Annotated in this window: 21 protein-coding genes and 1 pseudogene; 11 read left to right on the top strand and 11 right to left on the bottom strand. The window is 54.6% G+C overall.

The genetic code is table 11. The features are described from left to right. The first annotated feature begins 257 nt into the window (after positions 1 to 257). The 5 genes from nagE (at position 258) to O9K67_RS17330 (ending at position 9,116) form a co-directional block, all read left to right on the top strand. A complete protein-coding gene (gene nagE / locus O9K67_RS17350; protein ID WP_071889945.1) occupies positions 258 to 2,279 on the top strand; it encodes an N-acetylglucosamine-specific PTS transporter subunit IIBC in 2,022 nt (673 codons plus the stop codon). Between the two features lie 117 nt (positions 2,280 to 2,396). Beyond that, positions 2,397 to 2,828: a hypothetical protein gene (locus O9K67_RS17345; protein ID WP_061494464.1), complete on the top strand. Its 432-nt coding sequence runs from the start codon at positions 2,397 to 2,399 to the stop codon at positions 2,826 to 2,828. A gap of 83 nt (positions 2,829 to 2,911) precedes the next feature. Continuing rightward, entirely contained in the window at positions 2,912 to 4,579 is a 1,668-nt protein-coding gene (glnS, locus tag O9K67_RS17340) for a glutamine--tRNA ligase (RefSeq protein ID WP_061494465.1), read from the top strand. 439 nt (positions 4,580 to 5,018) lie between these two features. Next, positions 5,019 to 6,416: a chitoporin ChiP gene (gene chiP, locus O9K67_RS17335; protein WP_061494466.1), complete on the top strand. Its 1,398-nt coding sequence runs from the start codon at positions 5,019 to 5,021 to the stop codon at positions 6,414 to 6,416. 45 nt (positions 6,417 to 6,461) lie between these two features. Then, positions 6,462 to 9,116 (top strand): beta-N-acetylhexosaminidase, encoded by a 2,655-nt coding sequence (locus O9K67_RS17330; RefSeq protein WP_061494467.1) that lies wholly within the window; start codon positions 6,462 to 6,464, stop codon positions 9,114 to 9,116. A 95-nt stretch (positions 9,117 to 9,211) separates the two neighbouring features. Here the strand turns inward: O9K67_RS17330 and fur are convergent, their stop codons facing one another. The 4 genes from fur to ybfF form a co-directional block, all read right to left on the bottom strand. Beyond that, positions 9,212 to 9,658 carry a ferric iron uptake transcriptional regulator gene (gene fur, locus O9K67_RS17325; RefSeq protein ID WP_061494468.1) on the bottom strand — a complete coding sequence of 149 codons (447 nt, stop codon included), beginning with the start codon at positions 9,656 to 9,658 and terminating at the stop codon, positions 9,212 to 9,214. Positions 9,659 to 9,946: 288 nt separating this feature from the next. Continuing rightward, the gene (gene fldA / locus O9K67_RS17320; protein ID WP_061494469.1) at positions 9,947 to 10,477 is read right to left on the bottom strand and encodes a flavodoxin FldA; all 531 of its coding nucleotides are present in this window, start codon (positions 10,475 to 10,477) and stop codon (positions 9,947 to 9,949) included. Between the two features lie 163 nt (positions 10,478 to 10,640). Continuing rightward, complete coding sequence (gene ybfE / locus O9K67_RS17315) at positions 10,641 to 10,922, bottom strand: LexA regulated protein (protein ID WP_061494470.1); 282 nt, start codon at positions 10,920 to 10,922, stop codon at positions 10,641 to 10,643. A gap of 135 nt (positions 10,923 to 11,057) precedes the next feature. Beyond that, positions 11,058 to 11,831: an esterase gene (gene ybfF, locus O9K67_RS17310; RefSeq protein WP_061494471.1), complete on the bottom strand. Its 774-nt coding sequence runs from the start codon at positions 11,829 to 11,831 to the stop codon at positions 11,058 to 11,060. Positions 11,832 to 12,013: 182 nt separating this feature from the next. On the opposite strand from ybfF, the gene seqA reads away from it, so the two are divergent. Further along, the gene (gene seqA, locus O9K67_RS17305; RefSeq protein ID WP_061494472.1) at positions 12,014 to 12,568 is read left to right on the top strand and encodes a replication initiation negative regulator SeqA; all 555 of its coding nucleotides are present in this window, start codon (positions 12,014 to 12,016) and stop codon (positions 12,566 to 12,568) included. A 25-nt stretch (positions 12,569 to 12,593) separates the two neighbouring features. After that, entirely contained in the window at positions 12,594 to 14,234 is a 1,641-nt protein-coding gene (gene pgm / locus O9K67_RS17300) for a phosphoglucomutase (alpha-D-glucose-1,6-bisphosphate-dependent) (RefSeq protein WP_061494473.1), read from the top strand. A gap of 78 nt (positions 14,235 to 14,312) precedes the next feature. Here the strand turns inward: pgm and O9K67_RS17295 are convergent, their stop codons facing one another. Genes O9K67_RS17295 through kdpF form a run of 7 tightly spaced genes read right to left on the bottom strand, consistent with a single transcriptional unit; the run spans position 14,313 to position 22,562 of the window. Beyond that, positions 14,313 to 14,741, bottom strand: a complete 429-nt coding sequence (locus tag O9K67_RS17295) for an EamA family transporter (protein WP_061494474.1) — start codon at positions 14,739 to 14,741, stop codon at positions 14,313 to 14,315. A gap of 33 nt (positions 14,742 to 14,774) precedes the next feature. After that, positions 14,775 to 15,452, bottom strand: a complete 678-nt coding sequence (gene kdpE, locus O9K67_RS17290; RefSeq protein ID WP_061494475.1) for a two-component system response regulator KdpE — start codon at positions 15,450 to 15,452, stop codon at positions 14,775 to 14,777. Beyond that, entirely contained in the window at positions 15,449 to 18,136 is a 2,688-nt protein-coding gene (gene kdpD / locus O9K67_RS17285; RefSeq protein WP_061494476.1) for a two-component system sensor histidine kinase KdpD, read from the bottom strand. Before kdpD ends, kdpE begins: the two co-directional genes overlap by 4 nt. A gap of 3 nt (positions 18,137 to 18,139) precedes the next feature. After that, complete coding sequence (kdpC, locus tag O9K67_RS17280) at positions 18,140 to 18,715, bottom strand: potassium-transporting ATPase subunit KdpC (RefSeq protein WP_061494477.1); 576 nt, start codon at positions 18,713 to 18,715, stop codon at positions 18,140 to 18,142. A 12-nt stretch (positions 18,716 to 18,727) separates the two neighbouring features. Next, complete coding sequence (gene kdpB / locus O9K67_RS17275; protein WP_061494478.1) at positions 18,728 to 20,776, bottom strand: potassium-transporting ATPase subunit KdpB; 2,049 nt, start codon at positions 20,774 to 20,776, stop codon at positions 18,728 to 18,730. Between the two features lie 20 nt (positions 20,777 to 20,796). After that, complete coding sequence (kdpA, locus tag O9K67_RS17270; RefSeq protein ID WP_061494479.1) at positions 20,797 to 22,473, bottom strand: potassium-transporting ATPase subunit KdpA; 1,677 nt, start codon at positions 22,471 to 22,473, stop codon at positions 20,797 to 20,799. Continuing rightward, positions 22,473 to 22,562, bottom strand: a complete 90-nt coding sequence (kdpF, locus tag O9K67_RS17265) for a K(+)-transporting ATPase subunit F (RefSeq protein ID WP_020457044.1) — start codon at positions 22,560 to 22,562, stop codon at positions 22,473 to 22,475. Before kdpF ends, kdpA begins: the two co-directional genes overlap by 1 nt. 346 nt (positions 22,563 to 22,908) lie before the next feature. Between kdpF and O9K67_RS17260 the strand changes: the two genes are divergently transcribed. The 4 genes and pseudogenes from O9K67_RS17260 (at position 22,909) to O9K67_RS17245 (ending at position 25,511) form a co-directional block, all read left to right on the top strand. Further along, positions 22,909 to 23,115: a YbfA family protein gene (locus O9K67_RS17260; protein WP_061494480.1), complete on the top strand. Its 207-nt coding sequence runs from the start codon at positions 22,909 to 22,911 to the stop codon at positions 23,113 to 23,115. 92 nt (positions 23,116 to 23,207) lie between these two features. Then, a pseudogene (locus O9K67_RS17255) lies at positions 23,208 to 23,391 on the top strand (hypothetical protein); the annotation flags it as partial. After that, positions 23,345 to 24,757, top strand: a complete 1,413-nt coding sequence (gene phrB / locus O9K67_RS17250) for a deoxyribodipyrimidine photo-lyase (protein WP_061494481.1) — start codon at positions 23,345 to 23,347, stop codon at positions 24,755 to 24,757. The pseudogene O9K67_RS17255 and the gene phrB, both read left to right, overlap by 47 nt. A gap of 10 nt (positions 24,758 to 24,767) precedes the next feature. Further along, positions 24,768 to 25,511: a type 2 GTP cyclohydrolase I gene (locus O9K67_RS17245; RefSeq protein ID WP_061494482.1), complete on the top strand. Its 744-nt coding sequence runs from the start codon at positions 24,768 to 24,770 to the stop codon at positions 25,509 to 25,511. Positions 25,512 to 25,519 lie beyond the last annotated feature (8 nt).

Here is a 25,519-nt window from a genome sequence, read left to right as displayed (position 1 = left end):
TCGTGACAGAGAAGGGAGCAATCCGTCTTGATATTTTGAATCTTAAAATAAGTTTTGATTGTTTGCCAGCGAAAAGGAGGGTTATTGACGATACTTAGTGACTTTTATCACAAAAAGTACGTATTTAATTTGCGAGGCGAATTAATTTTTCACACACTCTGCAGTGTAGTGAGAAAATAGCCGTGATTTCAGGTTAGTTACACAATAAAAAACGACTGTTTCAGTGAGCTCTCGTCGGGTTCATAGGGGGAATAAAAGTGAGTATTCTAGGTTATCTGCAAAAGATTGGTCGCGCACTGATGGTGCCCGTGGCCACGCTGCCTGCAGCAGCGATTTTGATGGGGGTCGGTTACTGGATTGACCCGGTTGGTTGGGGCGGTTCAAACGCGCTGGCGGCGTTCTTTATTCAGTCCGGCTCCGCCATTATCGACAACATGGGTGTGCTGTTTGCGGTCGGTGTCGCTTACGGTATGTCTAAAGATAAAGATGGCGCTGCGGCGCTGGCAGGGTTTGTTGGTTTCCTCGTGTTGACCACGCTCTGTTCACCTGCTGCGGTCGCCATGATTCAGAAAATCCCGGCGGATCAGGTGCCAGCCGCGTTCGGCAAAATCAAAAACCAGTTTGTGGGTATCCTGGTCGGTATTATTGCTGCTGAACTCTATAACCGCTTCAGCAGTGTGGAGCTGCCAAAAGCGCTTTCTTTCTTCAGCGGTCGCCGTCTGGTACCGATCCTCACTTCGTTTGTGATGATCGTGGTGGCATTCATCATGATGTTCATCTGGCCGGTTGTGTTTAGCGGTCTGGTGGGCTTTGGTGAACATATCCAGAAACTCGGCTCCATTGGCGCTGGCGTTTATGCCTTCTTCAACCGTTTGTTGATCCCGGTGGGTCTGCATCACGCGCTGAACTCTGTGTTCTGGTTCGACGTAGCGGGCATTAATGATATTCCTAACTTCCTTGGTGGCGCACAATCCATCGAAGCAGGTAAAGCCGTCGTTGGCGTGACCGGGCGTTATCAGGCGGGCTTCTTCCCGATCATGATGTTCGGTCTGCCTGGCGCTGCGCTGGCGATTTACCACTGCGCACGTCCGGAAAATAAGGCCAAAGTGCTGGGTATCATGATGGCGGGCGCATTTGCCGCCTTCTTCACCGGTATTACTGAGCCGCTGGAATTCTCCTTTATGTTCGTCGCGCCGGTACTGTATGTGATCCATGCGGTGTTAACCGGTATCTCCGTATTTATCGCGGCGAGTATGCAGTGGATTGCAGGTTTCGGTTTCAGCGCCGGTCTGGTAGATATGGTGTTGTCGTCGCGTAACCCGCTGGCGACCCACTGGTGGATGCTGATCCCACAAGGTCTGGTGTTCTTTGTTATCTACTATGCGATCTTCCGTTTCACCATTACCAAATTCAACCTGTTGACGCCGGGCCGTGAACTGGCGGTTGCGGGTGATGAAGCAGACGGTAAGGATGTGAATGTCAGCGCGAATACTGAGCAGGATGTGAGCGGTCTGGCGCGTCAGTACATTGCCGCAATCGGTGGTTCCGCTAACCTGACCGGCATTGATGCCTGTATTACGCGTCTGCGTTTAACGGTGAAAGACTCTTCGCTGGTGAATGAATCCATGGCGAAACGCCTGGGTGCATCAGGTGTGATCCGTCTGAATAAAACCGGCGTACAGATTATCGTTGGCTTTGTGGCAGAAAAAATCGCTGACGCAATGCGTTCCGCAGGCGACGTTCCGGCTGCTGGCCAGGCTGCACCGAATGCGGCTCCGGCGGCTACGGTAAAGCCTCAGGCGGTACCGAACGCGACAACAATCGCTGAGTTGGTATCGCCGGTAACAGGTGAGCTGTTCTCGCTGGATCAGGTGCCGGATGAAGCCTTTGCCAGCAAAGCGGTGGGCGATGGCGTGGCGGTGAAACCGACGGAAAGCGTGGTGGTTTCACCGGCGGCAGGCACCATTGTAAAAATCTTCAACACGAACCATGCGTTCTGCCTGGAAACAGAAAAAGGCGCGGAGATCGTTGTTCATATGGGCATTGATACCGTCGCGCTGGGTGGCCAGGGCTTTACCCGCCTGGTGGAAGAGGGCGCTGAAGTGGCGGCAGGTCAGCCGATCCTTGAAATGGATCTGGCATACCTCAACGCCAATGCGCGTTCGATGATTAGCCCGGTTGTGGTCAGCAATATTGATGACTTCTCTGGTCTGGTCGTTAAAGCGCAGGGTCACGTTGTGGCGGGTCAGACGCCTCTGTATGACATTAAAGGCAAGTAGTTGCTCCTGAGTCAGCATTGATGCCTTAAGCGGCGGGGGAATATAAACCCCGCCGCTTTTTTTTACCTGAATACCAATCAGTGCCATACTCGTGCCTCGCTTTCATGGAGGTGTGCGATGAAACGGATGCTGTTTTCTCTCTGTTTGCTGTTGATGCTGAGCGGTTGTTTGCCGCGCTATGCAATGATTCGCCCTGGTTACGATATTGACGTGCGTAATCGCGAGGGTGAGTCGCTCCCAAATGCCACTTTGTGGGTGCGCACCGGACACTCACCGCCGGGGTATTTCCCGCCGCCGGAATCATTCCAGGCGGACGCGCAGGGGCATATTCATGTCGAAAAAAAATCTCAGTGGGAGAAGAGTATTTTCTTTCTCCATGGCACCCATTTTTATCGCTGGCACTGGTGTATCGAAGCGCCGGGTTATATGCCACGTAGCGGCGATGGTGAGGAGATCCGCAGCCCGCTGATCCTTACGCCGACTGCGCAAACGGAGCGCTGTCGGTATGCGGAGGATTACGCAGACGCTATTTCCAGCGGGCATCGCTGATTTGTATAAGTAAAGGTTGTTTCCTGCGTCCTCTTATTAGATCATGCACCGTTATATGTTGTTTACGCTTTGAGGAACCCGTGATGAGTGAGGCTGAAGCCCGCCCGACTAACTTTATTCGCCAGATCATTGATGAAGATCTGGCCAGTGGTAAACACACCACCGTCCATACCCGTTTTCCGCCTGAGCCGAATGGTTACCTGCATATTGGCCACGCAAAATCCATTTGCCTGAACTTCGGTATTGCCCAGGATTATCAGGGCCAGTGCAACCTGCGTTTCGATGACACTAACCCGGTAAAAGAAGACATCGAGTACGTTGAGTCAATCAAAAACGATGTGCAATGGTTGGGCTTCCACTGGTCCGGCAATATCTGCTACTCCTCTGATTACTTCGATCAATTGCACCAGTATGCGATTGAACTGATCAACAAAGGCCTGGCATATGTTGATGAACTCTCTGCCGATGAGATCCGCGAATACCGCGGTACGCTGACGCAACCGGGTAAAAACAGCCCGTACCGCGATCGCACTGTGGAAGAAAACCTCGCACTGTTCGAAAAAATGCGCAGCGGCGGCTTCGAAGAAGGTAAAGCCTGCCTGCGCGCGAAAATCGATATGGCCTCGCCGTTTATTGTGATGCGCGATCCGGTACTGTATCGCATCAAATTTGCCGAACACCATCAGACCGGCAACAAGTGGTGCATCTACCCGATGTACGACTTTACCCACTGCATCAGCGATGCGCTGGAAGGCATCACCCATTCGCTGTGTACGCTGGAATTCCAGGATAACCGCCGTCTGTATGACTGGGTTCTGGACAACATCACCATCCCGGTTCACCCGCGTCAGTATGAGTTCTCGCGTCTGAATCTGGAGTACACCGTCATGTCCAAGCGTAAGCTGAACCTGCTGGTGACCGACAAGCACGTGGAAGGCTGGGATGATCCGCGTATGCCGACGATTTCCGGTTTACGTCGCCGCGGTTATACCGCTGCTTCCGTGCGTGAGTTCTGTAAACGCATCGGCGTAACCAAGCAAGACAACACCATTGAGATGGCGTCTCTGGAATCCTGCATTCGTGAAGATCTGAATGAAAACGCCCCGCGCGCGATGGCGGTGATCGATCCGGTGAAACTGGTTATCGAAAACTACCCGCAGGGCGGCAGCGAAATCGTCTCCATGCCAAATCATCCGAACAAACCGGAAATGGGCACCCGCGAAGTGCCGTTCAGCGGAGAGATTTGGATCGATCGCGCAGATTTCCGCGAAGAAGCCAATAAGCAGTACAAGCGTCTGGTGCTGGGCAAAGAAGTTCGTCTGCGTAACGCGTATGTGATCAAAGCAGAGCGTGTGGAGAAAGACGCCGAAGGCAATATCACCACAATTTTCTGTTCATACGATGCAGAAACCCTGAGCAAAGATCCGGCAGACGGCCGCAAAGTGAAAGGCGTGATCCACTGGGTCAGCGCTCCGCATGCGATGCCGGTGGAAATTCGTCTGTACGACCGCTTGTTCAGCATTCCGAACCCGGGCGCTGCGGAAGATTTCCTGGCGACCATCAACCCGGAATCGCTGATCATTAAACAGGGGTATGCCGAGCCTTCGCTGAAAGAGGCGGAAGCAGGCAAAGCCTACCAGTTTGAGCGTGAGGGCTATTTCTGCCTCGATAGCCGCCATGCAAGCGCTACCAAAGCGGTGTTTAACCGTACCGTTGGTCTGCGCGACACCTGGGCTAAAATCGGCGACTGATCCGGTCAACCCTGAACAATCCCTCCAAACGCCGCGTCCAGCGGCGTTTTTTTTTGCTTATCGATTAGCTGGTTACCACTCATTAACATTCGCGTCGCGAATTAATGTATCGTCTTATTGACCTTCCATTTATCAGAAAAAAGATAACAGCACACCATTTTGCTGCTGTAAACGTTATCATTTTCAAGTTAACTACTGAAAATATAAGTAATTTTTATTCATTCTTAAAAATTAAGCACTCTGTTACAAAATGCGTCTGATTATGTGCACTTCGTCATAATCTTGCGTTTTGCTCACTTAAAGACATTGATAATTCGCGTCGCGAAAAATACTCTTATGACGGTAGTTACTTCGGGGGTATTTATAACTGCCTGTAATTATTGGTGTTTCATTTTCTCGCCATCGCGGCGATTTTCTATTCGTCAATAAGGAATCACACATGCGTACATTTAGTGGCAAACGCAGTACGCTGGCGCTGGCTATCGCCGGTATCACAGCAATGTCGGGTTGGGTTGCATCTTCAGATGTTCATGCAGCAGGCTTTATCGATGATTCCACGCTCACAGGCGGTATTTATTACTGGCAGCGTGAACGTGACCGTAAAGATGTGCTGGATAGCAAATACAAAACCAATCTTTCTCACTCAACGTGGAATGGCAGCCTGGATTTCCAGTCGGGTTATGCCGCCGATATGTTCGGCCTGGATATTGCCGCCTTCACTGCGATTGAAATGGCGGAAAATGGCGACAGCGCACACCCTAATGAAATTGCTTTCTCTTCCAGCAATAAAGCTTACAAAGAAGACTGGTCGGGAGATAAGAGCGGGGTCAGCTTGTATAAAGCCGCTGCGAAATTTAAATACGGCCCGGTTTGGGCGCGGGCCGGTTATATTCAGCCTACAGGGCAAACATTATTAGCGCCGCACTGGAGCTTTATGCCAGGGACTTACCAGGGGGCGGAAGCAGGCGCGGTGTTTGATTACGGCAACGCGGGGGCGCTGAGCTTCTCATACATGTGGACCAACGAGTACAAGTCGCCGTGGCATATCGAAATGGACAAATTTTATCAGAACGATAAAAAGACCAAAGTCGACTACCTCCACTCCGTTGGCGCGAAATATGACTTCAAAAACGATCTGATTCTGGAAGCTGCATTCGGTCAGGCACAAGGGTATGTGGATCAGTACTTCGCCAAAGCCAGCTACAAATTCAATGTGGTCGGCAACCCGCTGACCACCAGCTACCAGTTCTACGGCACCCGCGATAAAGTCAGCGATGGGGGCGTGAATGATATCTATGATGGCGCCGCCTGGCTGCAGGCATTGACCTTCGGTTATAAAGTTGGCCCGGTCGATCTCCGCCTTGAAGGCACATGGGTTAAAGCCGATGGGCAACAGGGCTACTTCCTGCAACGTATGACCCCAACTTATGCTTCCTCTAATGGTCGTCTGGATGTGTGGTGGGACAACCGTTCTGACTTTAACGCCAACGGCGAAAAGGCCATTTTCTTCGGCGCGATGTATGACCTGAAAGACTGGAATCTGCCTGGTTTTGCGGTCGGCGCGTCTTATGCCTACGCCTGGGATGCGAAACCCGCCGATATGGCCACTCCGGACGCATATTACGATCCAAACTACCGTCTGAAAGAGTCCGCTTACAGCCTGGATGCCATCTATACCGTTCAGGATGGTCGGGCAAAGGGCACCATGTTCAAACTGCACTTCACTCAGTACGACAACCATTCCGATATCCCGAGTTATGCCGGCGGTTACGGCAACATCTTCCAGGATGAGCGCGACGTGAAGTTTATGGTTATCGCCCCGTTCACCATTTTTTGATGCGTTATTTGCCGGGGGAGCCCGGCAAAATACAAGGAATAAGTCATGAAAAACGTACGCGTAACGATACTGGCCAGTGCGGTACTGGGGATCCTAAGCAGCCCGGCGGCGCAGGCGAATCAACGCACCGTGGATGCCATCAGTCAGTTCCATCTTAACTACGCCATTACGGATAACCACGCGGCGCAGAATGGGGTGGATTGCGCCAAACTGGGTGCCGACTGGGCATCATGTAACAAAGCTGTGGTCACCCTCACGAATAACGGCGATGCGGTGACGGACAAAGACTGGACGATTTATTTTCACAGCATTCGGCAGATCCTCAATGTTGCGAATGATCAGTTTAAAGTCACTCACATTATGGGCGATCTGCACAAGCTGGAACCGACGGATAAATTCACCGGTTTTCCGGCAAAACAGTCGGTAGAGATCCCGATTATCAACGAGTACTGGCAGTTGTTTATGACTGATGTGATCCCGCGTTGGTACGTAGCCTCCGACGGGGCAACAGCCAAAGTGATTGCCAATACCGACACCGAAGCATTGTCGCAGTTTGTCAGTCCGCTGGGTGAGCAGTGGAAGCGCACGGCGGATGATAAAAACGTCCTGATGACGGCAGAAGCGCGCTTTGAGAAAAACAGCGATGTAAAAACGCTGAATTTGCAAACGCTGCGCGGACAGATTGTCCCCACGCCACGGGCGGTGAAAATCCACGGGCAGGATGTGGATCTGAGCAGCGGTGTGAAGCTGGATCTCTCTGCGTTGAGTCGTGATGCGCAGGACGCGGTGAAAACCCGTTTTGCACTGCTGGGCGTGAAAGCGGGGAGCTATCCTGTTCGCAGCGTAATTGCGAGCCGTGATTTCAGCGGTGACGAGGCGGTATCTGGCGCTTATACCTTGCATATTGGCGCGAAAGAAGCCGTGGTAACCGGTTACGATCAGGCTGGGGTGTTCTACGGTTTGCAATCACTGCTGTCACTGATCCCAACGACAGGTGCAATGAAAATTGCGGCGCTGGACGCCAAAGATGCGCCGCGCTTTGACTACCGTGCCATTCAGTTGGATGTCGGTCGTAACTTCCACAGTAAGGATGCGGTGTTGCGTCTGCTGGATCAGATGGCTGCCTATAAACTGAATAAATTCCACTTTCATCTCAGCGATGATGAAGGCTGGCGTATTGAGATCCCAGGCTTGCCGGAGCTGACCGATATTGGCAGCAAACGTTGTCACGATCTGAGCGAAAAAACCTGCCTGTTGCCGCAACTGGGTTCTGGCCCGGATAGCAACAACAACGGAAGTGGTTTCTTTACCCGCGCGGATTACATCGACATTCTGAAGTATGCGAAAGCCCGGCAGATCGAGGTTATTCCGGAAATTGACATGCCTGCCCATGCGCGTGCAGCCGTGATCTCTATGGAAGCCCGTTACGATCGACTGATGAAAGAGGGCAAAGCGCAGGACGCGGCGCAGTTCCGCTTGCTGGATCCAACGGATACCTCCAACACTACCGGGGTACAATTTTATAACCGTACCGGCTACCTTAACCCTTGCCTCGACTCATCACGCAATTTCGTCGACAAAGTGATCGGTGAAATCCAGCAGATGCATAAAGAGGCGGGCCTGCCGCTGCAAACCTGGCATTTTGGCGGTGATGAGGCAAAAAATATTTACCTGGGCGTTGGGTATACCGATCAGAAGAACCCGGAAGCAGGTAAGGGCATCATCGATAAAAGCAAGCAGGACAAGCCGTGGGCGAAGTCGCAGGCGTGCCAGGCGATAATTAAAGAGGGAAAAGTAACGGATGTTGAGCATCTTTCCAGCTATTTTGGTATTGAAGTCAGCAAACAGGTGAAAGCCCGCGGCATTACTACAATGCAAGCCTGGCAGGATGGTCTGAAAGATGCCAAAGACGCATCGGTATTCGCCACCGATCATGTCAACGTGAACTTCTGGGATACGCTCTACTGGGGCGGTTTTGACTCGGTTAATGACTGGGCGAACAAAGGGTTCCGCGTTATCGTTTCCAACCCGGATTATGTCTATCTTGATTTTCCGTATGAAGTAAACCCGCAAGAGAGCGGTTATTACTGGGGCACGCGCTTTAGCGACGAACGTAAGATCTTCAGTTTCGCGCCGGACAATATGCCGCAAAACGCCGAAACTTCTGTTGACCGTGATGGCAACCCCTTTAGCGCGAAGTCTGATAAAACATGGCCTGGGGCGTATGGTCTCTCCGCGCAGTTGTGGAGCGAGGTGGTGCGTACCGATAACCAGATGGAGTATATGATCTATCCGCGTCTGGTTGCGGTGGCGGAGCGCGCATGGCATCGGGCGGCCTGGGAGCAGGACTACAAAGCCGGTCGTGAGTATAAAGGTGGTGAAACGCACCTCGTCAATGTTCGTGCCCTGGATAAAGACTGGACACGCTTTGCCAACGTGTTAGGCAGCCGCGAGCTGGCGAAACTCGATAAAGCGGGTATTCACTACCGCTTGCCAGTGCCAGGCGCTCGCGTGGTGGGGGGCGTGCTTGAAGCCAACACCAGCTTCCCTGGCATGGTGGTGGAGTACTCTACCGACGGCGGCAAACACTGGCAGCGTTATGACGATAGCGCCCGCCCGAAGGTGAGTGGTGAAGTGCAGGTGCGTACCGCCAGCCCGGACGGGAAACGCGTAAGTCGTGTGGACAGTGTAAAGGCGTGATCGCTGTGTAAGCCGGATAAGGCGCAGTCTGCTGCAGTTATCCGGCAACCAAAAAAAGCCAACCGTCAGGTTGGCTTTTGGCATATCAGAATGGATTATTTCGCGTCGTGCGCGCTTTCATCTTCGCGGCAGTCACCTTCAGCGCAGTGGCCATACAGGTAGAGACTGTGGTTCGTCAGACGAATGCCGTGTTTGGCGGCGATTTCACGCTGACGCGCTTCAATAGAATCATCACTGAATTCGATCACTTTGCCACAATCGAGGCAAATCAGGTGATCGTGGTGATGTTGCTGGGTCAGTTCAAAAACGGACTTGCCGCCTTCGAAGTTATGACGGGTCACAATGCCGGCGTCATCGAACTGGTTCAATACACGGTAAACCGTAGCCAAGCCGATCTCTTCGCCCATGTCGATCAGTCGCTTGTATAAATCTTCCGCACTGACATGATGGTTATCCGGCTCCTGAAGCACTTCCAGGATTTTTAACCGAGGAAGCGTGACTTTCAGGCCGGCCTTCTTTAATGCGGTATTGTTGTCAGTCATGCGGAATCTGTCCTGTTGCTATACGATTCACTTCCTTAGGGGAAGTTATAGGAATGCACCTGGGATAATGCGTCTCATTATAGAACTGCCATGTCTAAATGAAAACTGCAAGCCCTCAAGTAAAGTAAGCTTATAAAACGTGGGGTCGCCGACAAAGTCCTGTGCGGCAGCCCAAGTTTAGCAGGGCTTATTGTACAGTGATGAAGAAAAAAGTTAAAAATTTGTAGCAATTATTTCCATCGCTTATACCTATTAATACGGCGCAACCCACAGGCTACGCCGTAAATATCAGGCATTAATGATGTCGTCCAGGTGCAGCTCTTCCGACACCTGCTTAACCCATTTCTTCACGCGTTCCGCGGTCAGTTCCGGCTGACGATCTTCATCAATCGCCAGACCCACAAAGTGGTCATCATCCACCAGACCTTTAGACGCTTCAAAATGGTAACCAGCGGTCGGCCAGTGGCCCACGATAGTCGCACCGCGCGGTTCAATGATGTCACGGAGAGTTCCCAGGGCATCACAGAAATACTCTGCGTAATCTTCCTGATCGCCACAGCCGAACAGGGCGACTAATTTACCGTTGAAGTCTACTTCTTCCAGCGTCGGGAAAAAGTCATCCCAGTCGCACTGCGCTTCGCCATAATACCAGGTTGGAATGCCGAGCAGCAGAATGTCATAGCCTTCGAGATCTTCTTTGCTGCTCTTGGCAATGTCATGTACATCGGCAACGTCTTTACCAAGCTGACTTTGAATCATTTTCGCGATATTTTCGGTGTTACCGGTGTCGCTGCCGAAGAAAATGCCTGTAATTGCCATGAGTAAAATAACCTCTTGAAACTTAATGAGATGGTGGTGGCGTTTAGCCCACAGATAAGGGCAATCATAGCAGAACAGGGAAGCACGCGGAAACAGCTATCGCGCCGGACTGCACTCTATGACACATGAAAAGAGGCGTAAAAGCGGTGATTCGGAGGATTCGCTATCCGCGTAAGGCGTTGAGCTGGGCCAGCAGCATCTCTTCAATAAGCTCGCTACGGCTCATTTCACGGGCGTCCGCCAGCTCATTTAGTGCCTCTACCGCTTCAACATTCAGTTTTAATTCAACGCGTTTGAGCCCGCGAACTTTATCGCGTTTGAGCTGATTACGTTTGTTGATGCGCAACTGTTCATCGCGCGCGAGCGGGTTGGTCTTGGGCCTTCCCGGACGACGCTCATTCGCGAACAGATCTAGTGTCGTACGGTCCGTTTGTTCTTTAGCCATGGTTTAAGCAGCATACTACGGGAAAGACAAGCAATCGGGACGTCGCCCCGGGCTGAATAGCGCGCCATCATACATCAGCACAACGGGCGCGCCAACGACCGGGCGCGATCAAACGACCGGTCGCCGTCTTTTTAATCAGTTTGCCTTTTCAGAGAGATAACGACGGATAGCGCGCATTACCGCTTCCGGTTTCTCGGCGTGCACCCAGTGGCCCGCTCCGGCTATGACATGTGCCCGCGCTTGTGGAAATTGTGCCAGCAGGGTGTCACGGTATGCTTCCGTCACATAGGGCGAGTTACCGCCGCGGACGAACAGCGCGGGTTTATCCCATGCCGGGACATTTTCCCAGCCAACGATGTGCGCATACTGATCCCACAATACCGGGACATTAAAGCGCCAGTCGCCATCAACAAACGATTTCAGCAGAAACTGGATCACGCCTTCTTCTTTTATCTCTTCGCGCATCAGTGCGGCGGCTTGTTGGCGCGTGGTGGCGTGTGCGTGGCTCACGGCGTTGATGGCGGCGAAAATCTCATCGTGGCGGCGCACGTGGTAATCCACCGGCGCGATATCGATCGCCACCAGTTGGTCGATCCGCTCTGGCGCCAACGCGGTGAGTGCCATGACAGCTTTCCCTCCCATGGAGTGGCCGATAAACGTCGCTTTTCCGATGTCGTGGGCATCAAGCGTGTCCAGCAGATCCTGTGCCATCGCCGGGTAGTTCATCTCCGGAGAGCGGGGAGAAAGGCCGTGGTTGCGCATATCCACTTGCAGTACGTCATGATCCTGCGTCAGGTCACGGGCGAGCACGCCGAGGTTGTCCAGACTGCCAAACAGGCCGTGAACAAGGACGACCGGAGAATTGTTGTGCGGATGTTGCGCAGATTGCGCGCGCGTATTCAATTTCATGGCAAAGTTCTTTTTTTCACTCTATCGGGTTAGGTTATTATGTTGAACATTCTGCCGCCCTGCTGCAAGGTTCAGAATTACTCTGAGTTTTGCCGCGACCCTGGTTTGACGCTATCCGCTGTTGAGATTTCACTTTATAATCCCAACACTTGTATTCAGATAAGATACTGCACTGGATTAAGATGAAAACGATCGAAGTTGATGATGAGCTCTACTCCTATATCGCCAGCCACACGAAGCATATCGGCGAGAGCGCATCCGACATTTTACGGCGCATGCTGAAATTTTCCGCCGTATCACAGTCACCACCTGCCGCTTCCCTCACGCCGGTAAAAGAGACGCGTACTGTGAGTACCGTTGAAGGGGTTAAACCGGCGAACACCGCCAAAGACAAAGTTCGCGCCGTCCGCGAACTGCTGCTGTCTGATGAATACGCTGAGCAGAAAAAGGCCGTTAATCGTTTCCTGCTGGTGCTGTCTACACTTTATTCACTCGATGACAAAGGGTTTACGGAATCCACCGAGTCTCTGCACGGGCGTACGCGCGTATACTTTGCTGCGAATGAGCAAACGTTGTTGCAGAGCGGCAACCAGACCAAGCCGAAACAGGTGCCGAACACCCCTTACTGGGTCATCACCAACACCAATACGGGTCGTAAATGCAGCATGATCGAGCACATCATGCAGTCGATGCAGTTCCCTGCGGAATTGATTGAAAAAGTTTGCGGCACAATTTAAATCCTTGCATTGAAAGGACCAGGCAATGGCAAACCATCCACGTGCGGGGCAACCTGCACAACAGAGTGATTTGATTAACGTCGCTCAGCTTACTGCGCAGTATTATGTGCTGAAACCGGAAGTCGGTAATTCAGAACATGCGGTGAAATTCGGTACCTCCGGGCACCGGGGTAGCGCAGGTCGCCACAGCTTTAACGAGCCGCATATTCTGGCCATCGCTCAGGCGATTGCAGAAGAGCGCGCTAAAAACGGAATTACCGGGCCGTGCTATGTGGGGAAAGATACTCACGCGCTGTCTGAACCGGCGTTTATCTCCGTACTGGAAGTGCTGACAGCGAACGGCGTTGACGTCATTGTGCAGGAGAATAATGGCTTTACGCCAACGCCTGCGATTTCAAACGCGATTCTGGTGCACAACAAAAACGGCGGCGCACAGGCTGATGGCATCGTGATTACGCCATCGCATAATCCGCCGGAAGATGGTGGCATTAAATACAACCCACCTAATGGCGGCCCGGCGGACACCAACGTGACCAAAGTGGTTGAAGATCGCGCTAACGCTCTGCTGGCCGATGGTCTGAAAGGCGTTAAACGCATCACGCTGGATGCTGCACTGGCCTCAGGCCATGTTGTGGAAAAAGACCTGGTGCAGCCGTTTATTGAAGGGCTGGCGGATATCGTCGATATGGCGGCTATCCAGAAAGCAGGGCTGAAACTTGGCGTCGATCCGCTCGGTGGTTCCGGTATTGAGTACTGGAAACGCATTGCCGAGTATTACAAGCTGGACCTGACCCTTGTTAACGATCAGGTCGATCAAACTTTCCGCTTTATGCATCTTGATAAAGATGGCGTGATCCGCATGGATTGCTCTTCTGAGTCTGCAATGGCGGGGCTGTTGGCGCTGCGTGACAAATTCGATCTGGCCTTTGCTAACGATCCGGATTATGACCGTCACGGCATCGTGACCCCGGCGGGTCTGATGAACCCGAACCACTACCTGGCGGTGGCAATTAACTATCTGTTCCAGCATCGTCCACAGTGGGGTAAAGACGTTGCCGTAGGTAAAACGCTGGTCTCTTCTGCGATGATTGACCGCGTGGTGAACGACCTGGGCCGTAAGCTGGTGGAAGTGCCGGTTGGCTTCAAATGGTTTGTTGATGGCCTGTTCGACGGCAGCTTTGGTTTCGGCGGCGAAGAGAGCGCAGGGGCCTCTTTCCTGCGTTTCGACGGTACGCCGTGGTCAACGGATAAGGACGGTATCATCATGTGTCTGCTGGCGGCGGAAATTACCGCTGTCACCGGGAAAAACCCACAGCAGCATTATGATGAACTGGCTGCACGCTTCGGTGCACCGAGCTACAACCGTCTGGGCGCCAGCGCCACCTCCGCACAGAAAGCGGCACTCTCTAAGCTTTCTCCGGATATGGTCAGCGCCAGTACACTGGCGGGTGACCCGATCACCGCACGTCTGACGGCAGCGCCGGGCAACGGTGCATCTATCGGCGGCCTGAAAGTGATGACTGACAATGGCTGGTTCGCTGCACGTCCGTCCGGCACAGAAGACGCCTACAAAATCTACTGTGAAAGCTTCCTCGGTGCTGAACACCGTAAGCAGATTGAGAAAGAAGCGGTAGAGATTGTCAGCGAAGTGCTGAAAAACGCATAAGCGCTTAAAAAATGCTTAAAAGGAAAAGGCTCCTGCGGGAGCCTTTTTACGTTGGATGGCGTAGTGACACGTTTGCATTTACCCCAGCGCTACCATCAGCGCCCCGGCAGTAATTAACGCGACACCCGCTGCGGCAACCAGCGACACTTTCTCGCCGAACAGCACCAACGCCAGGATCACCGCAAACACCACGCTTAATTTATCGATGGGCGCAACGCGTGACACATTGCCGCTTTTAATCGCCATAAAGTAGAACAGCCACGACAGCGCACCTGCCACACCGCTTAATACCACAAACAGCAGGGCTTTTTTATCGGCAAGCACGGTAGCTACCAGCGAGAGCTTGCCCTGAACCACGACCACTCCTACCAAAAATAGCGCCATCACCACCGCACGAATAGCGGTAGCGGTATTGGCATCGAGATGCTGCAAACCAATTTTGCCGAAAATAGCCACCAGTGCGGCGGTGACAGCCGATAGCAGGGCGTATATTAACCAGGCGCTCATCATTCTCCTCCAAAAAATCAGAAGGATACGCCGTCAGAGCATAAACCGGTAGCCGATACCTGTTTCCGTAAGTAAATGGCGGGGGCGGGCCGGATCGACTTCCAGTTTTTGGCGCAGGTGGCCCATATAGATGCGCAGATAGTGGCTGTGCTCCACGGCGTTGGGTCCCCATACCTGGCTGAGCAACTGGCGTTGGGTTAACACTTTGCCGTGATTATTAAGCAGGACCGCCAGCAGACGAAATTCGATAGGCGTCAGGTGGATCTCTTCTTCGCCGCGCTGAATCCGGCGGCTGGCAAGATCGACGCGAATGTCGGAAAAGACGATTACCGGTTCATCCGGACTGCTGGCGGCATGGCGGCGCAGCGCCACGCGCAGGCGGGCCTGAAGTTCGCCGATGCCGAAAGGTTTACTGAGATAATCATCCGCACCGGCATCCAGCGCGGCGATTTTATCGCTCTCTTCCGCGCGGGCGGAGAGAACGATCACCGGCATCTGGCTCCACTGGCGCAGATCGCGAATAAAATCGAGCCCGTCGCCATCCGGCAGACCCAGATCGAGGATCACAAGGTCGGGTTTACGCGTTGCCGCCTCGATTAAGCCACGTTGTAGTGTCTCCGCTTCGTGCACACGCAGGCCTTCCGCTTCCAGCGCAGTGCGCAGAAAACGGCGGATGGCTTGTTCGTCTTCGACAATCAGAACGTTAATCACAGATCCTCTGCCAGTTCATCCAGTTGCGGCGGCGTTTCCAGCGGCAGTGTAACACAAAACAGCGCACCGCCTTGTGGGCGGTTGCGGGCGCTAATGGTACCGCCGTGAACATCCACAATGGCCTGGCAAATTGCCAGACCAAGCCCGACGCCGGGAATGGCTGATTCTTTGCTGCCGCGGGCGAACTTGTCAAATATTGCCTGTTCCTGCCCCGCTGGGATCCCCGGGCCGTTATCCCAGACTTCCAGCGTTAGTTGCTCCGGGGTGCTGTGCGCATTGATACCAATATCCGCCCGCCAGCCGGCATATTTCACCGCATTTTCCAGCAGATTTATCAGCACCCGCTCAAATAACGGACCATCCACGTGGACCAGCATCAACGGATCGGGTAATGCGAGGGCAATATGCCGCCCACCCAGTCCCGGTTCGAGGGTTTTCAACGCGCTACCGACCACTTCTTCTAGCGTCAGCCACTCTTTCTTCAGATTAAAGCCGCCAGACTGAATGCGCGCCATATCCAGCAGATTATTCACCAGACGGGTGGTATTCAGAACATGCTGGCGGATTTCATTGGCTTGCGGCGCGTGTTTAGATCCTTCGCTGGCGAGATCCAGGGTGAGGATTTCCGCCTGACCAAACAGCACCGTCAGCGGCGTGCGTAAATCATGGGAGAGGGCGGCCAGCAACGAGTTGCGGATGCTCTCCCGCTCACTGGCAAGCCTTGCCTGCTCTTCGCTGGTGGCCAGCGCCTGGCGCTCCAGCGCGTTGGCCACCAGCAAGGTAAAGGTTTCCAGCAAACGTTGTTGTTCCGGGATCATCAACTGTCGCAGGTTTGCTGGTTCGACAATCAATAGCCCGTGGGTTTTCTGGTCGCTTTTCAGCGGCAAGATTTGATACGGCACGCCAGGTAGCGTGTCGGTGCCAGCTCCCGCAGGCTGGCCTTTATCAAAACTCCAGCGCGCAATCGCATCGTCCCACGGCGTCATGCCCTGCGCAGGCGTTAATGCTCCAAGATGCCCGGTACTGTCCGGCAGCAACAACTTACTACGGGCATTAAACGTGGAGTGAATAAACGTTTCGCACGTGGTGGCGATATCCCGGTTGCTGCGCCCGACCGCCAGCGCTTTTGACATCTCATACAGATGGCGGGTGCGTTGCTCCCGGTAGCGCGCGACGCGCGCCTGGTAACGCACGCCCGCGGTCAGATTACCGATAACCAACCCGACGGTGAGCATCACACCAAAGGTCAGCAGATATTGCACATCCGACACGGCCAGCGTGCCGCGTGGCGCAATAAAAAACAGGTCGAAACTGAGGACGTTGATCACCGTGGCAAAGGCGGAGGGCCAGCGGCCAAAAAACAGCGCCACCAGCACCACGCCAAGCAGATAAATCATCACCAGGTTGGCGGCATCAAATGCGGTCAGCCACTGCATGGCGATCAGGGTAATGGCGGCGCAAAGGGCAAGGGCGACCGCGCACCCTTTTAGTTGCACTCCCCAGCGCTCCATAAACGGACGCACATCGCCGGCGCGCACGGGGAGGGGGACTGGCGCATCCTCCAGCGCAATGATCACCAGGTCAAGATCCGGAGCTCGGCGGGCAAGGCGATCGGCGAAAGACTCCCGGCTCCAGCGTTGCCGTTTGTTACGGCGACCAATCAGGATCTTGCCAAGATTGTGTTCGCGGGCGTAACGCAAAATGGCTTTATCTTCCGCCGGATCGGAGAGGGTGGCCGTTTCCGCTCCCAGCTCCTGCGCCAGGCGCAGCGTACTCAAGATGGCTCGCCGCTGTGGCTCCGGAAGTTTATGCAGTGTGGGTGTCTCAACATAGACCGCATGCCAGACACTACCCAGTTTGGCCGCCAGTCTTGCCGCCGTGCGGATCAGTTTCTCATTGCCCGCACCGTGGCCAATGCAGAGTAAAATGGCGTCGCGGGTGTGCCAGACTTTTTCTTCGCCCTGGCGATCGCGCCAGGCCCGCATCTGATCGTCCACCCGATCGGCAGTGCGCCGCAGCGCCAGCTCGCGCAGGGCAATCAGGTTGCCTTTGCGGAAGAAGTGTTCAATAGCGCGTTCCGCCTGACCACTGATATACACTTTGCCTTCGTGCAGTCGCTGGCGTAAATCGTCCGGCGGTAAATCCACCAGCACCACTTCATCGGCGCTATCGAAAAAGGGATCCGGCACCGTTTCACGCACCTGGATGCCGGTCACCCCGCTGACCACATCGTTAAGGCTTTCCAGATGCTGAACGTTCACGGTGGTAAAAACGTCGATCCCCGCTTCCAGCAGCTCTTCCACATCCTGCCAGCGTTTCGGGTGGCGTGAACCGGGGGCGTTACTGTGCGCCAGTTCGTCCATCAAAATAAGCGCCGGACGCCGCGCGAGGGCGGCGTCCAGATCAAACTCCTGAATTAACCGACCGCGATGATGGATACGCCGGGCAGGCTGTGTCGCCAGCCCGTCCAGCAGTGCGGCGGTCTCTTTACGACCGTGAGTTTCCACCACCCCAATCAGAATATCCAGCCCTTGCGCCCGCAACCGCTGAGCTTCCTGTAACATGGCAAAGGTTTTACCCACCCCGGCGCAGGCGCCAAAAAAGACTTTCAGCTTGCCACGGTGCGCGGTGGCGGTATGCTCCAGCAGGCGATCAGGGTTGGGGCGCAAAGGCTCATCAGTCATGCTTTATTTGTCCTTGAGCGCATCCAGCGCCAGATTAAGATCAACCACATTTACCACCGGCTGACCGATAAAATTCACCAGCGGCGTTGTTGTGTGCTCAGTCACCAGTTTTGTCACTTCCTGCACCGACAGATTACGCGCCTGAGCAACGCGCGGGATCTGCCAGAGTGCAGCATCCGGCGAGATTTGCCCATCCAGGCCGCTGGCTGAGGTGGTGATCAGATCCACCGGCACATGCGCATCGGCTTGCGGGTTGGCGGCGCGCAGTTGCGCGACACGCTGGGCGACCTCTTTATCCAACTCCGGGTTACTGCCCGCCAGGTTGCTGCCGCCGGAGGCCATGGGATTATAGGGCGCGTCCGCTGTTGCGGAAGGGCGACCGTGAAAATAACCCGGTGCGCTAAAATCCTGCCCTAACAAATGCGATCCGCGTATTGCATCGCCTTCACGGATCAGCGAACCGTTCGCCTGATCGTTAAACCACCATTGCCCCAGGGCGGTGGTGAGCAGCGGGTATAGCCCGCCGGTAATCAGGGTAAAGAGTATCAAAAGCAGAAATGCGGGACGTAATAAAGCCATCTTTTATACCTCTTATACCAGGCCGAACAGTGTGAGGATCAGGTCAATCGCTTTGATGCCGATAAACGGCACGACCAGGCCACCCAGCCCATAGATCCACAGGTTACGGCGCAGCATGGCGGACGCGGTCAGCGGTTTGTAACTTACCCCTTTCAGCGCCAGCGGAATAAGGAACACAATGACCAGTGCGTTAAAGATCACAGCGCTTAAAATTGCCGACGCCGGGGAGTAAAGATGCATGACGTTCAGGGCATTCAGCTGCGGGTACGTTGCGGCAAACGCCGCCGGAATAATAGCGAAGTATTTCGCCACATCGTTCGCGATACTGAAGGTGGTCAGTGAACCGCGCGTCATCAGCATCTGTTTACCGATATGCACCACTTCAATCAACTTGGTGGGGTTGGAATCCAGATCCACCATGTTGCCCGCTTCTTTCGCCGCCTGGGTCCCGGAGTTCATCGCAACAGCCACATCGGCCTGCGCCAGCGCGGGCGCATCGTTGGTACCGTCGCCAGTCATGGCTACCAGTCGGCCTTCCGCTTGGTACTGGCGGATGAGCGCCAGTTTGGCTTCCGGCGTCGCTTCGGCAAGAAAGTCGTCGACTCCCGCTTCCGCGGCAATCGCCGCTGCGGTTAAGCGGTTATCGCCGGTGATCATTACCGTTTTAATGCCCATTTTACGCAACTGAGCAAAACGCTCCTTAATCCCGCCTTTGACGATGTCTTTCAGGGCAATCACGCCAAGCACTTTTGCCCCTTCGGCCACCACCAGCGGGGTTGCGCCCTGACGAGCCACACGTTCAACCAGTGCTTCAACATCCGCCGGGAACTGACCGCCGTTAGCATCAATATGGCGACGAATGGCGTCCACCGAGCCTTTGCGGATCATGCGGTCCTGCACATTGATACCGCTCATGCGGGTCTGCGCAGTAAACGGCACAAAGGTGGCCTGCAAACTTTGCATATCCCGTTCGCGCAAGTTAAAGCGTTGTTTTGCCAGAATAACGATACTGCGGCCTTCCGGTGTTTCATCGGCCAGCGATGAGAGCTGCGCGGCATCGGCGAGGGTTTTCTCATCCACGCCCTGCGCAGGCAGGAAGTCCGACGCCTGGCGGTTTCCGAGCGTGATGGTGCCGGTTTTATCCAGCAGCAGGACGTCGACGTCGCCCGCGGCTTCGACCGCACGGCCGCTGGTGGCTATTACGTTGGCCCCCAGCATGCGGCTCATCCCGGCGACGCCAATCGCTGACAACAATCCGCCGATAGTGGTCGGGATCAGGCACACCAGCAAGGCCACCAGTACGGTCACGCTTACTGCAGTGCCGCCATACACGGAGAAGGGCCACAGGGTGGCGGTTGCCAGCAGGAACACAATTGTCAGTGCCACCAACAGGATAGTCAGGGCGATCTCATTGGGGGTTTTGCGACGCTGTGCGCCCTCCACCATGGCGATCATCCGGTCGAGGAACGTTTCACCCGGGTTTACGCTGCACTGGATCACCAGCCAGTCAGAAAGAATGCGTGTACCGCCGGTCACCGAGGCAAAGTCGCCGCCGGATTCACGGATCACCGGTGCGGATTCGCCGGTAATGGCGCTTTCATCCACCGATGCGCCCCCTTCGATCACTTCGCCATCGCAGGGGATAATATCCCCGGCTTCCACCAGTACCACATCGCCTTTGCGCAGGTCTGCCGCCGGGACGTGATCGATCTGTGCATCGTGTTGCGGTGCGCGCAGTTTGCGGGCGAATGCCGTTTTTTTCACCCCTTTGAGGCTGTTGGCCTGGGCTTTGCTGCGACCTTCCGCCAGCGCTTCGGCAAAGTTAGCGAACAGCACGGTTACCCACAGCCACAGACTGACTGCGCCGGTAAACCAGGCGCTGCCGGTAAGATGGCCGGAGGCCATGGCAATCGCCAGTACGGTGGTTAACACGCTGCCGATCCAGACAATAAACATCACCGGGTTACGCCACTGTACCGTTGGGCTTAACTTGGTCACGGAATCCATGAGCGCCTGACGAACAAGATGCGGTTCGAACAGGGCCAGTTGCTTGCGACTCATATCACGCGTCTCCGCCTGTCTCAAAATAAGAGGTATTCCGCCACCGGACCAAGCGCCAGGGCAGGAATAAAGGTCAATGCGCCAACCAGCAAAATGGTGCCAATCAGCAGGCCGATGAACAGCGCGCCGTACGTCGGCAGCGTACCGGTGCTGGCGGGCTGAATTTTCTTCGCCACCAGCGACCCGGCAATCGCCATTACCGGCACGATCACCCCAAAGCGACCAAAGAACATGCAGAATGCCAGCAGACAGTTCCAGAACGGGGTGTTAGCGCTCAAGCCTGCAAAGGCGCTGCCGTTGTTATTGGCGGCGGAGGAGACGGCATACAGCACTTCGCTGAAACCGTGGATCCCCGGGTTGAACATGCCGCTGCGCCCGGCATCGGTCATCATCGCCAGCGCCGTACCGATCAGCACCAGAGCAGGAGTGACAAGGATGGCCAGCGCGGTCATTTTCATTTCCCGCACGTCGATTTTTTTGCCGAGGTATTCCGGCGTGCGGCCAATCATCAGCCCGGCAATAAATACCGCCAGCAGGACAAACAGCAGCATGCCGTATAACCCGGCACCCACGCCGCCAAACACCACTTCGCCAATCTGCATTAACCACATCGGGATCATGCCGCCCAGCGCGGTAAAGGAGTCATGCATGGCGTTGACCGCACCGCAGGATGCCGCCGTGGTGACGACCGCATAGAGACTGCTGACCAGAATGCCGAAGCGGCTCTCTTTACCTTCCATATTGATGGCGCTGTCGCTGCCAAGCGTCAGGAAGTGTGGGTTACCTTGCAGTTCTGCCCACATCACGAGTGCGGCGCACACCACGAAGATCAGCGACATCGCCCATAGCAGGGCGTGGCCCTGGCGACGATCGCCGACCGCATCGCCAAACGCAAAGCACAGCGCCGCCGGGATCAGGAAGATCGCCAGCATCTGTACGACGTTGGTCAGGGCCGTGGGGTTCTCAAACGGATGGGCGGAGTTGGCATTAAAGAAGCCACCGCCGTTGGTACCGAGCATTTTGATCGCTTCTTGCGAGGCGACCGGGCCCATCGGCAACAGATGCTGCACGCCTTCCAGCGAGGTGTAGGGCTGGTAGGCTAAAACGTTTTGCAACGTACCTTGTTGAATAAAAAACAGCGCGATGATCAGCGACAACGGCAGCAGTACCCACAACGTAATGCGTGTGATATCCACCCAGGCGTTGCCCAGCGTTTCCATACTGCGCCGTGAAAAGGCGCGGATCAGCGCAAACGCAACGGCAATACCGGTTGCGGCAGAGAGGAAGTTTTGCACCGTCAGCCCGACCATCTGGCTGAAATAACTCAGGGTGCTTTCACCGGCATAGGATTGCCAGTTGGTGTTAGAGACAAAACTGACCGCGGTATTGAGCGCCAGATGCCAGGAGAGTCCCGGCAGGTTTTGCGGGTTCAACGGCAGGATGCCTTGCAGCATCAGCAGCAGAAACAGCAATACCAGCCCAAAGATGTTCAGCAGCAATATGGCGAGCAAATAACGCCGCCAGCTCATTTCCCGGGTATCGATCCCGAGTCCACGCCAGAGGATATTTTCCACCACCGCAACGCCGGGTAACGACTGACCGGCGATCATTTTCGCCAGCAGCGTTCCCAGCGGACGCGCGAGAAGAAACAGCACCAGCAAAAAGCTGGCGATCAGAAGAAACGCCTGGCCTGCCATCAGAAAGCCTCCGCGTTAATCAGGGCGTAAACCAGATAGCCCAATAACAGGAAAACCAGCACGATGCCGATTACCACGCCTGCACTCACAATTCACCTCCGGGGTGATTTAAGGATGTGCAGAAAAAGTAGATTTTTTGGCGCAAAGATTTCGCAAAAATCGGCGGGAGGGGTGTAAAAAAAATATAAAGATCTGCTAAGCCACAATTTAACTGATGGTTAGTATTAATTTAACCATTTTGTAACTTAGTTACCGGATGAATGTAAATAAAGCGATTATTGGCAAAAAAAAGTGGTCGGATGAGTAGTAAAATTACCAACAACCCGGTACTATTTTAACCAGATTCCAGCGCAGCCCTGATTTTTCGTTATTGGCTTTCAGCGGCGGTGAATATTTTTCCGGTGAGCGTTACCGGCCTGACAAAGGGGAGAGATTATGAACACATTCAAAGAATTTCCGGCACATATTGTGTTAATGCGTCGCGCTTTCGCCATTGTGGCAGGCGTACTGGCATTACCGGTGATGGTGTTCTGGAAAGATCGCGCACGTTTTTACAGCTATCTGCACCGCGTCTGGGCAAAAACCAGCGACAAACCGGTATGGATGGCGCAGGCCGAAAAAGCGACCTGCGATTTCTACTGATCGGTAATACACAGCAACGACATCATCGATTACACACAGCAAACCGATCGCGCCACCGCTAATGCGGTGGTTTTTTTATTCCGCTTTCGGCGACGCAACCGCGGCTTGCGCCGGTGACACTCCTCAAACACAATAGAACAACATTTCCCGACGTGTATCTGGCCGGGCAACGCTGTTTTGACCCCCAGGCCAGAGGCGCTGCGCTTACATTACGGACACCTGGAGCATTATGACCACCCATCTGGTCTGGTTTCGCGCGGATTTACGCGTACATGATAACCTTGCGCTTGCGGCCGCCTGCCGCAACCCTCAAGCCGCTGTTAAAGCCCTTTTTATCGCCACCCCCGGGCAGTGGCGGCAGCATCATATGGCGCCGCGCCAGGCGGCATACCTCAATGCACATCTGAACGCGCTTCGTCAGGCGCTGGCAGACAAGGGCATTGAACTGATTTATCGCGAAGTGGATGATTTTGCTGCCAGCGTGCAGGAAGTTGTTGCGGTTTGCGCCAGCGAAAATGTCACGCATCTGTTTTACAACTACCAGTATGAATTCAATGAACGTCAGCGGGATGCGGCCGTCGAAAAGGCGCTGCCAGATATTGCCTGCCAGGGCTTTGATGACAGCGTCATGCTGGCGCCAGGTAGCGTAGTAACCGGTAATCACGAAATGTACAAGGTGTTTACGCCGTTCAAAAATGCCTTTCTGCGCCGCCTGAAAGAGGATTTACCTGCCTGCGTCGCTGCGCCATCGGTACGGCAAAGCGGGGCGATCGGCGCGGAACCGATCCTCTTCAACTACCCGCAACAGGATTTTGACAGCACGCTGTTCCCGGCGGATGAGAAGAGCGCGATAGCCCGGCTGCGCCATTTTTGCCAGCACCTGGCGGGGGAGTATGAGCAGCAGCGCGACTTTCCCGCGATTGAAGGCACCAGCCGGTTGTCCGCCTGCCTTGCAATGGGTGCGCTGTCGCCGCGCCAGTGTCTGCACCGTTTGCTGGCGGAACACCCGCAGGCGCTGGAGGGGGGCAAGGGCGCGGTCTGGCTGAACGAATTGATCTGGCGCGAATTTTATCGTCACCTGATCACTTTCCACCCGTCGCTCTGCCAGTACCGTCCCTTTATTCGCTGGACTGACAGAGTGCAGTGGCAGGATAACCCGCAGCACCTGCAAGCCTGGCAGGAGGGGGAAACCGGTTATCCGATTGTTGATGCGGCGATGCGCCAGTTGAATGCCACCGGTTGGATGCATAATCGTTTGCGGATGATTGTCGCCAGTTTCCTCGTCAAAGACTTGCTTATCGACTGGCGTCGCGGAGAGCGTTATTTTATTTCACAGTTGATTGATGGCGATCTGGCGGCGAACAACGGCGGCTGGCAGTGGGCTGCCTCAACGGGTACGGATGCGGCACCCTATTTTCGTATCTTTAACCCGACCACCCAGGGCGAGCGTTTTGATGCCGCCGGGAAATTTATTCGCCAGTGGCTACCGGAGTTGAAAGCGGTGCCGGATAGCGCCCTGCATCAGCCCTGGGCGTGGGCGGATAAACAGGGCCGTCGCCTTGATTACCCCCGTCCGATTGTTGACCATAAACAGGCGCGTACCGTGACTCTGGCGGCCTATGAAGCCGCGCGAAAAGCGTAAAGGAACTTTGATGCAAAATACCGAACTGGAAAAACTGATTAACGAGAAGCTTAACAGTGCGGCTTTCAGCGACTATGGCCCGAACGGGCTACAGGTCGAAGGACGGGAAACCGTACAGAAAATTATTACCGGCGTGACTGCCAGCCAGGCGTTACTGGATGAGGCTGTCCGACAGGAAGCGGATGCCGTGATCGTCCACCACGGTTACTTCTGGAAAAATGAACCCCCCATTATTCGCGGCATGAAGCGTCAACGTCTGAAAACCCTGTTGGCCAATGACATCAACCTCTATGGCTGGCACTTGCCGCTCGATGCGCATCCGGAACTGGGTAATAACGTGCAACTGGCAGAACTGCTCGGGATCACGGTGATGGGGGAGATCGAACAACTTGTGCCGTGGGGGGAATTGTCGATGCCGGTGCCGGGGCTTGAACTGGCGTCGTGGATCGAAGCGCGCCTTGGGCGCAAACCACTGTGGTGCGGCGACACCGGGCCGGAGAAAATCACCCGCGTTGCCTGGTGTACCGGTGGCGGGCAGGGCTTCATTGATAAAGCGGCCAGTTTTGGCGTGGATGCCTTTATTACCGGCGAAGTGTCAGAGCAAACCATTCACTCCGCGCGTGAGCAGGGGCTGCATTTCTACGCGGCAGGCCACCATGCCACTGAACGCGGCGGTATTCGCGCACTGAGCAACTGGTTGACGGAAAATACCTCTCTCGATGTGACGTTTATTGATATCCCTAACCCGGCGTAAGGAGAGGG

Origin of the sequence: Kosakonia oryzendophytica (genome assembly GCF_027886705.1) — a bacterium.
Taxonomy (GTDB): Bacteria; Pseudomonadota; Gammaproteobacteria; order Enterobacterales; family Enterobacteriaceae; genus Kosakonia; species Kosakonia oryzendophytica.
The sequence above is the reverse complement of the archived record's forward strand: the minus strand, read 5'-3'. Positions and strand labels throughout refer to the sequence as shown.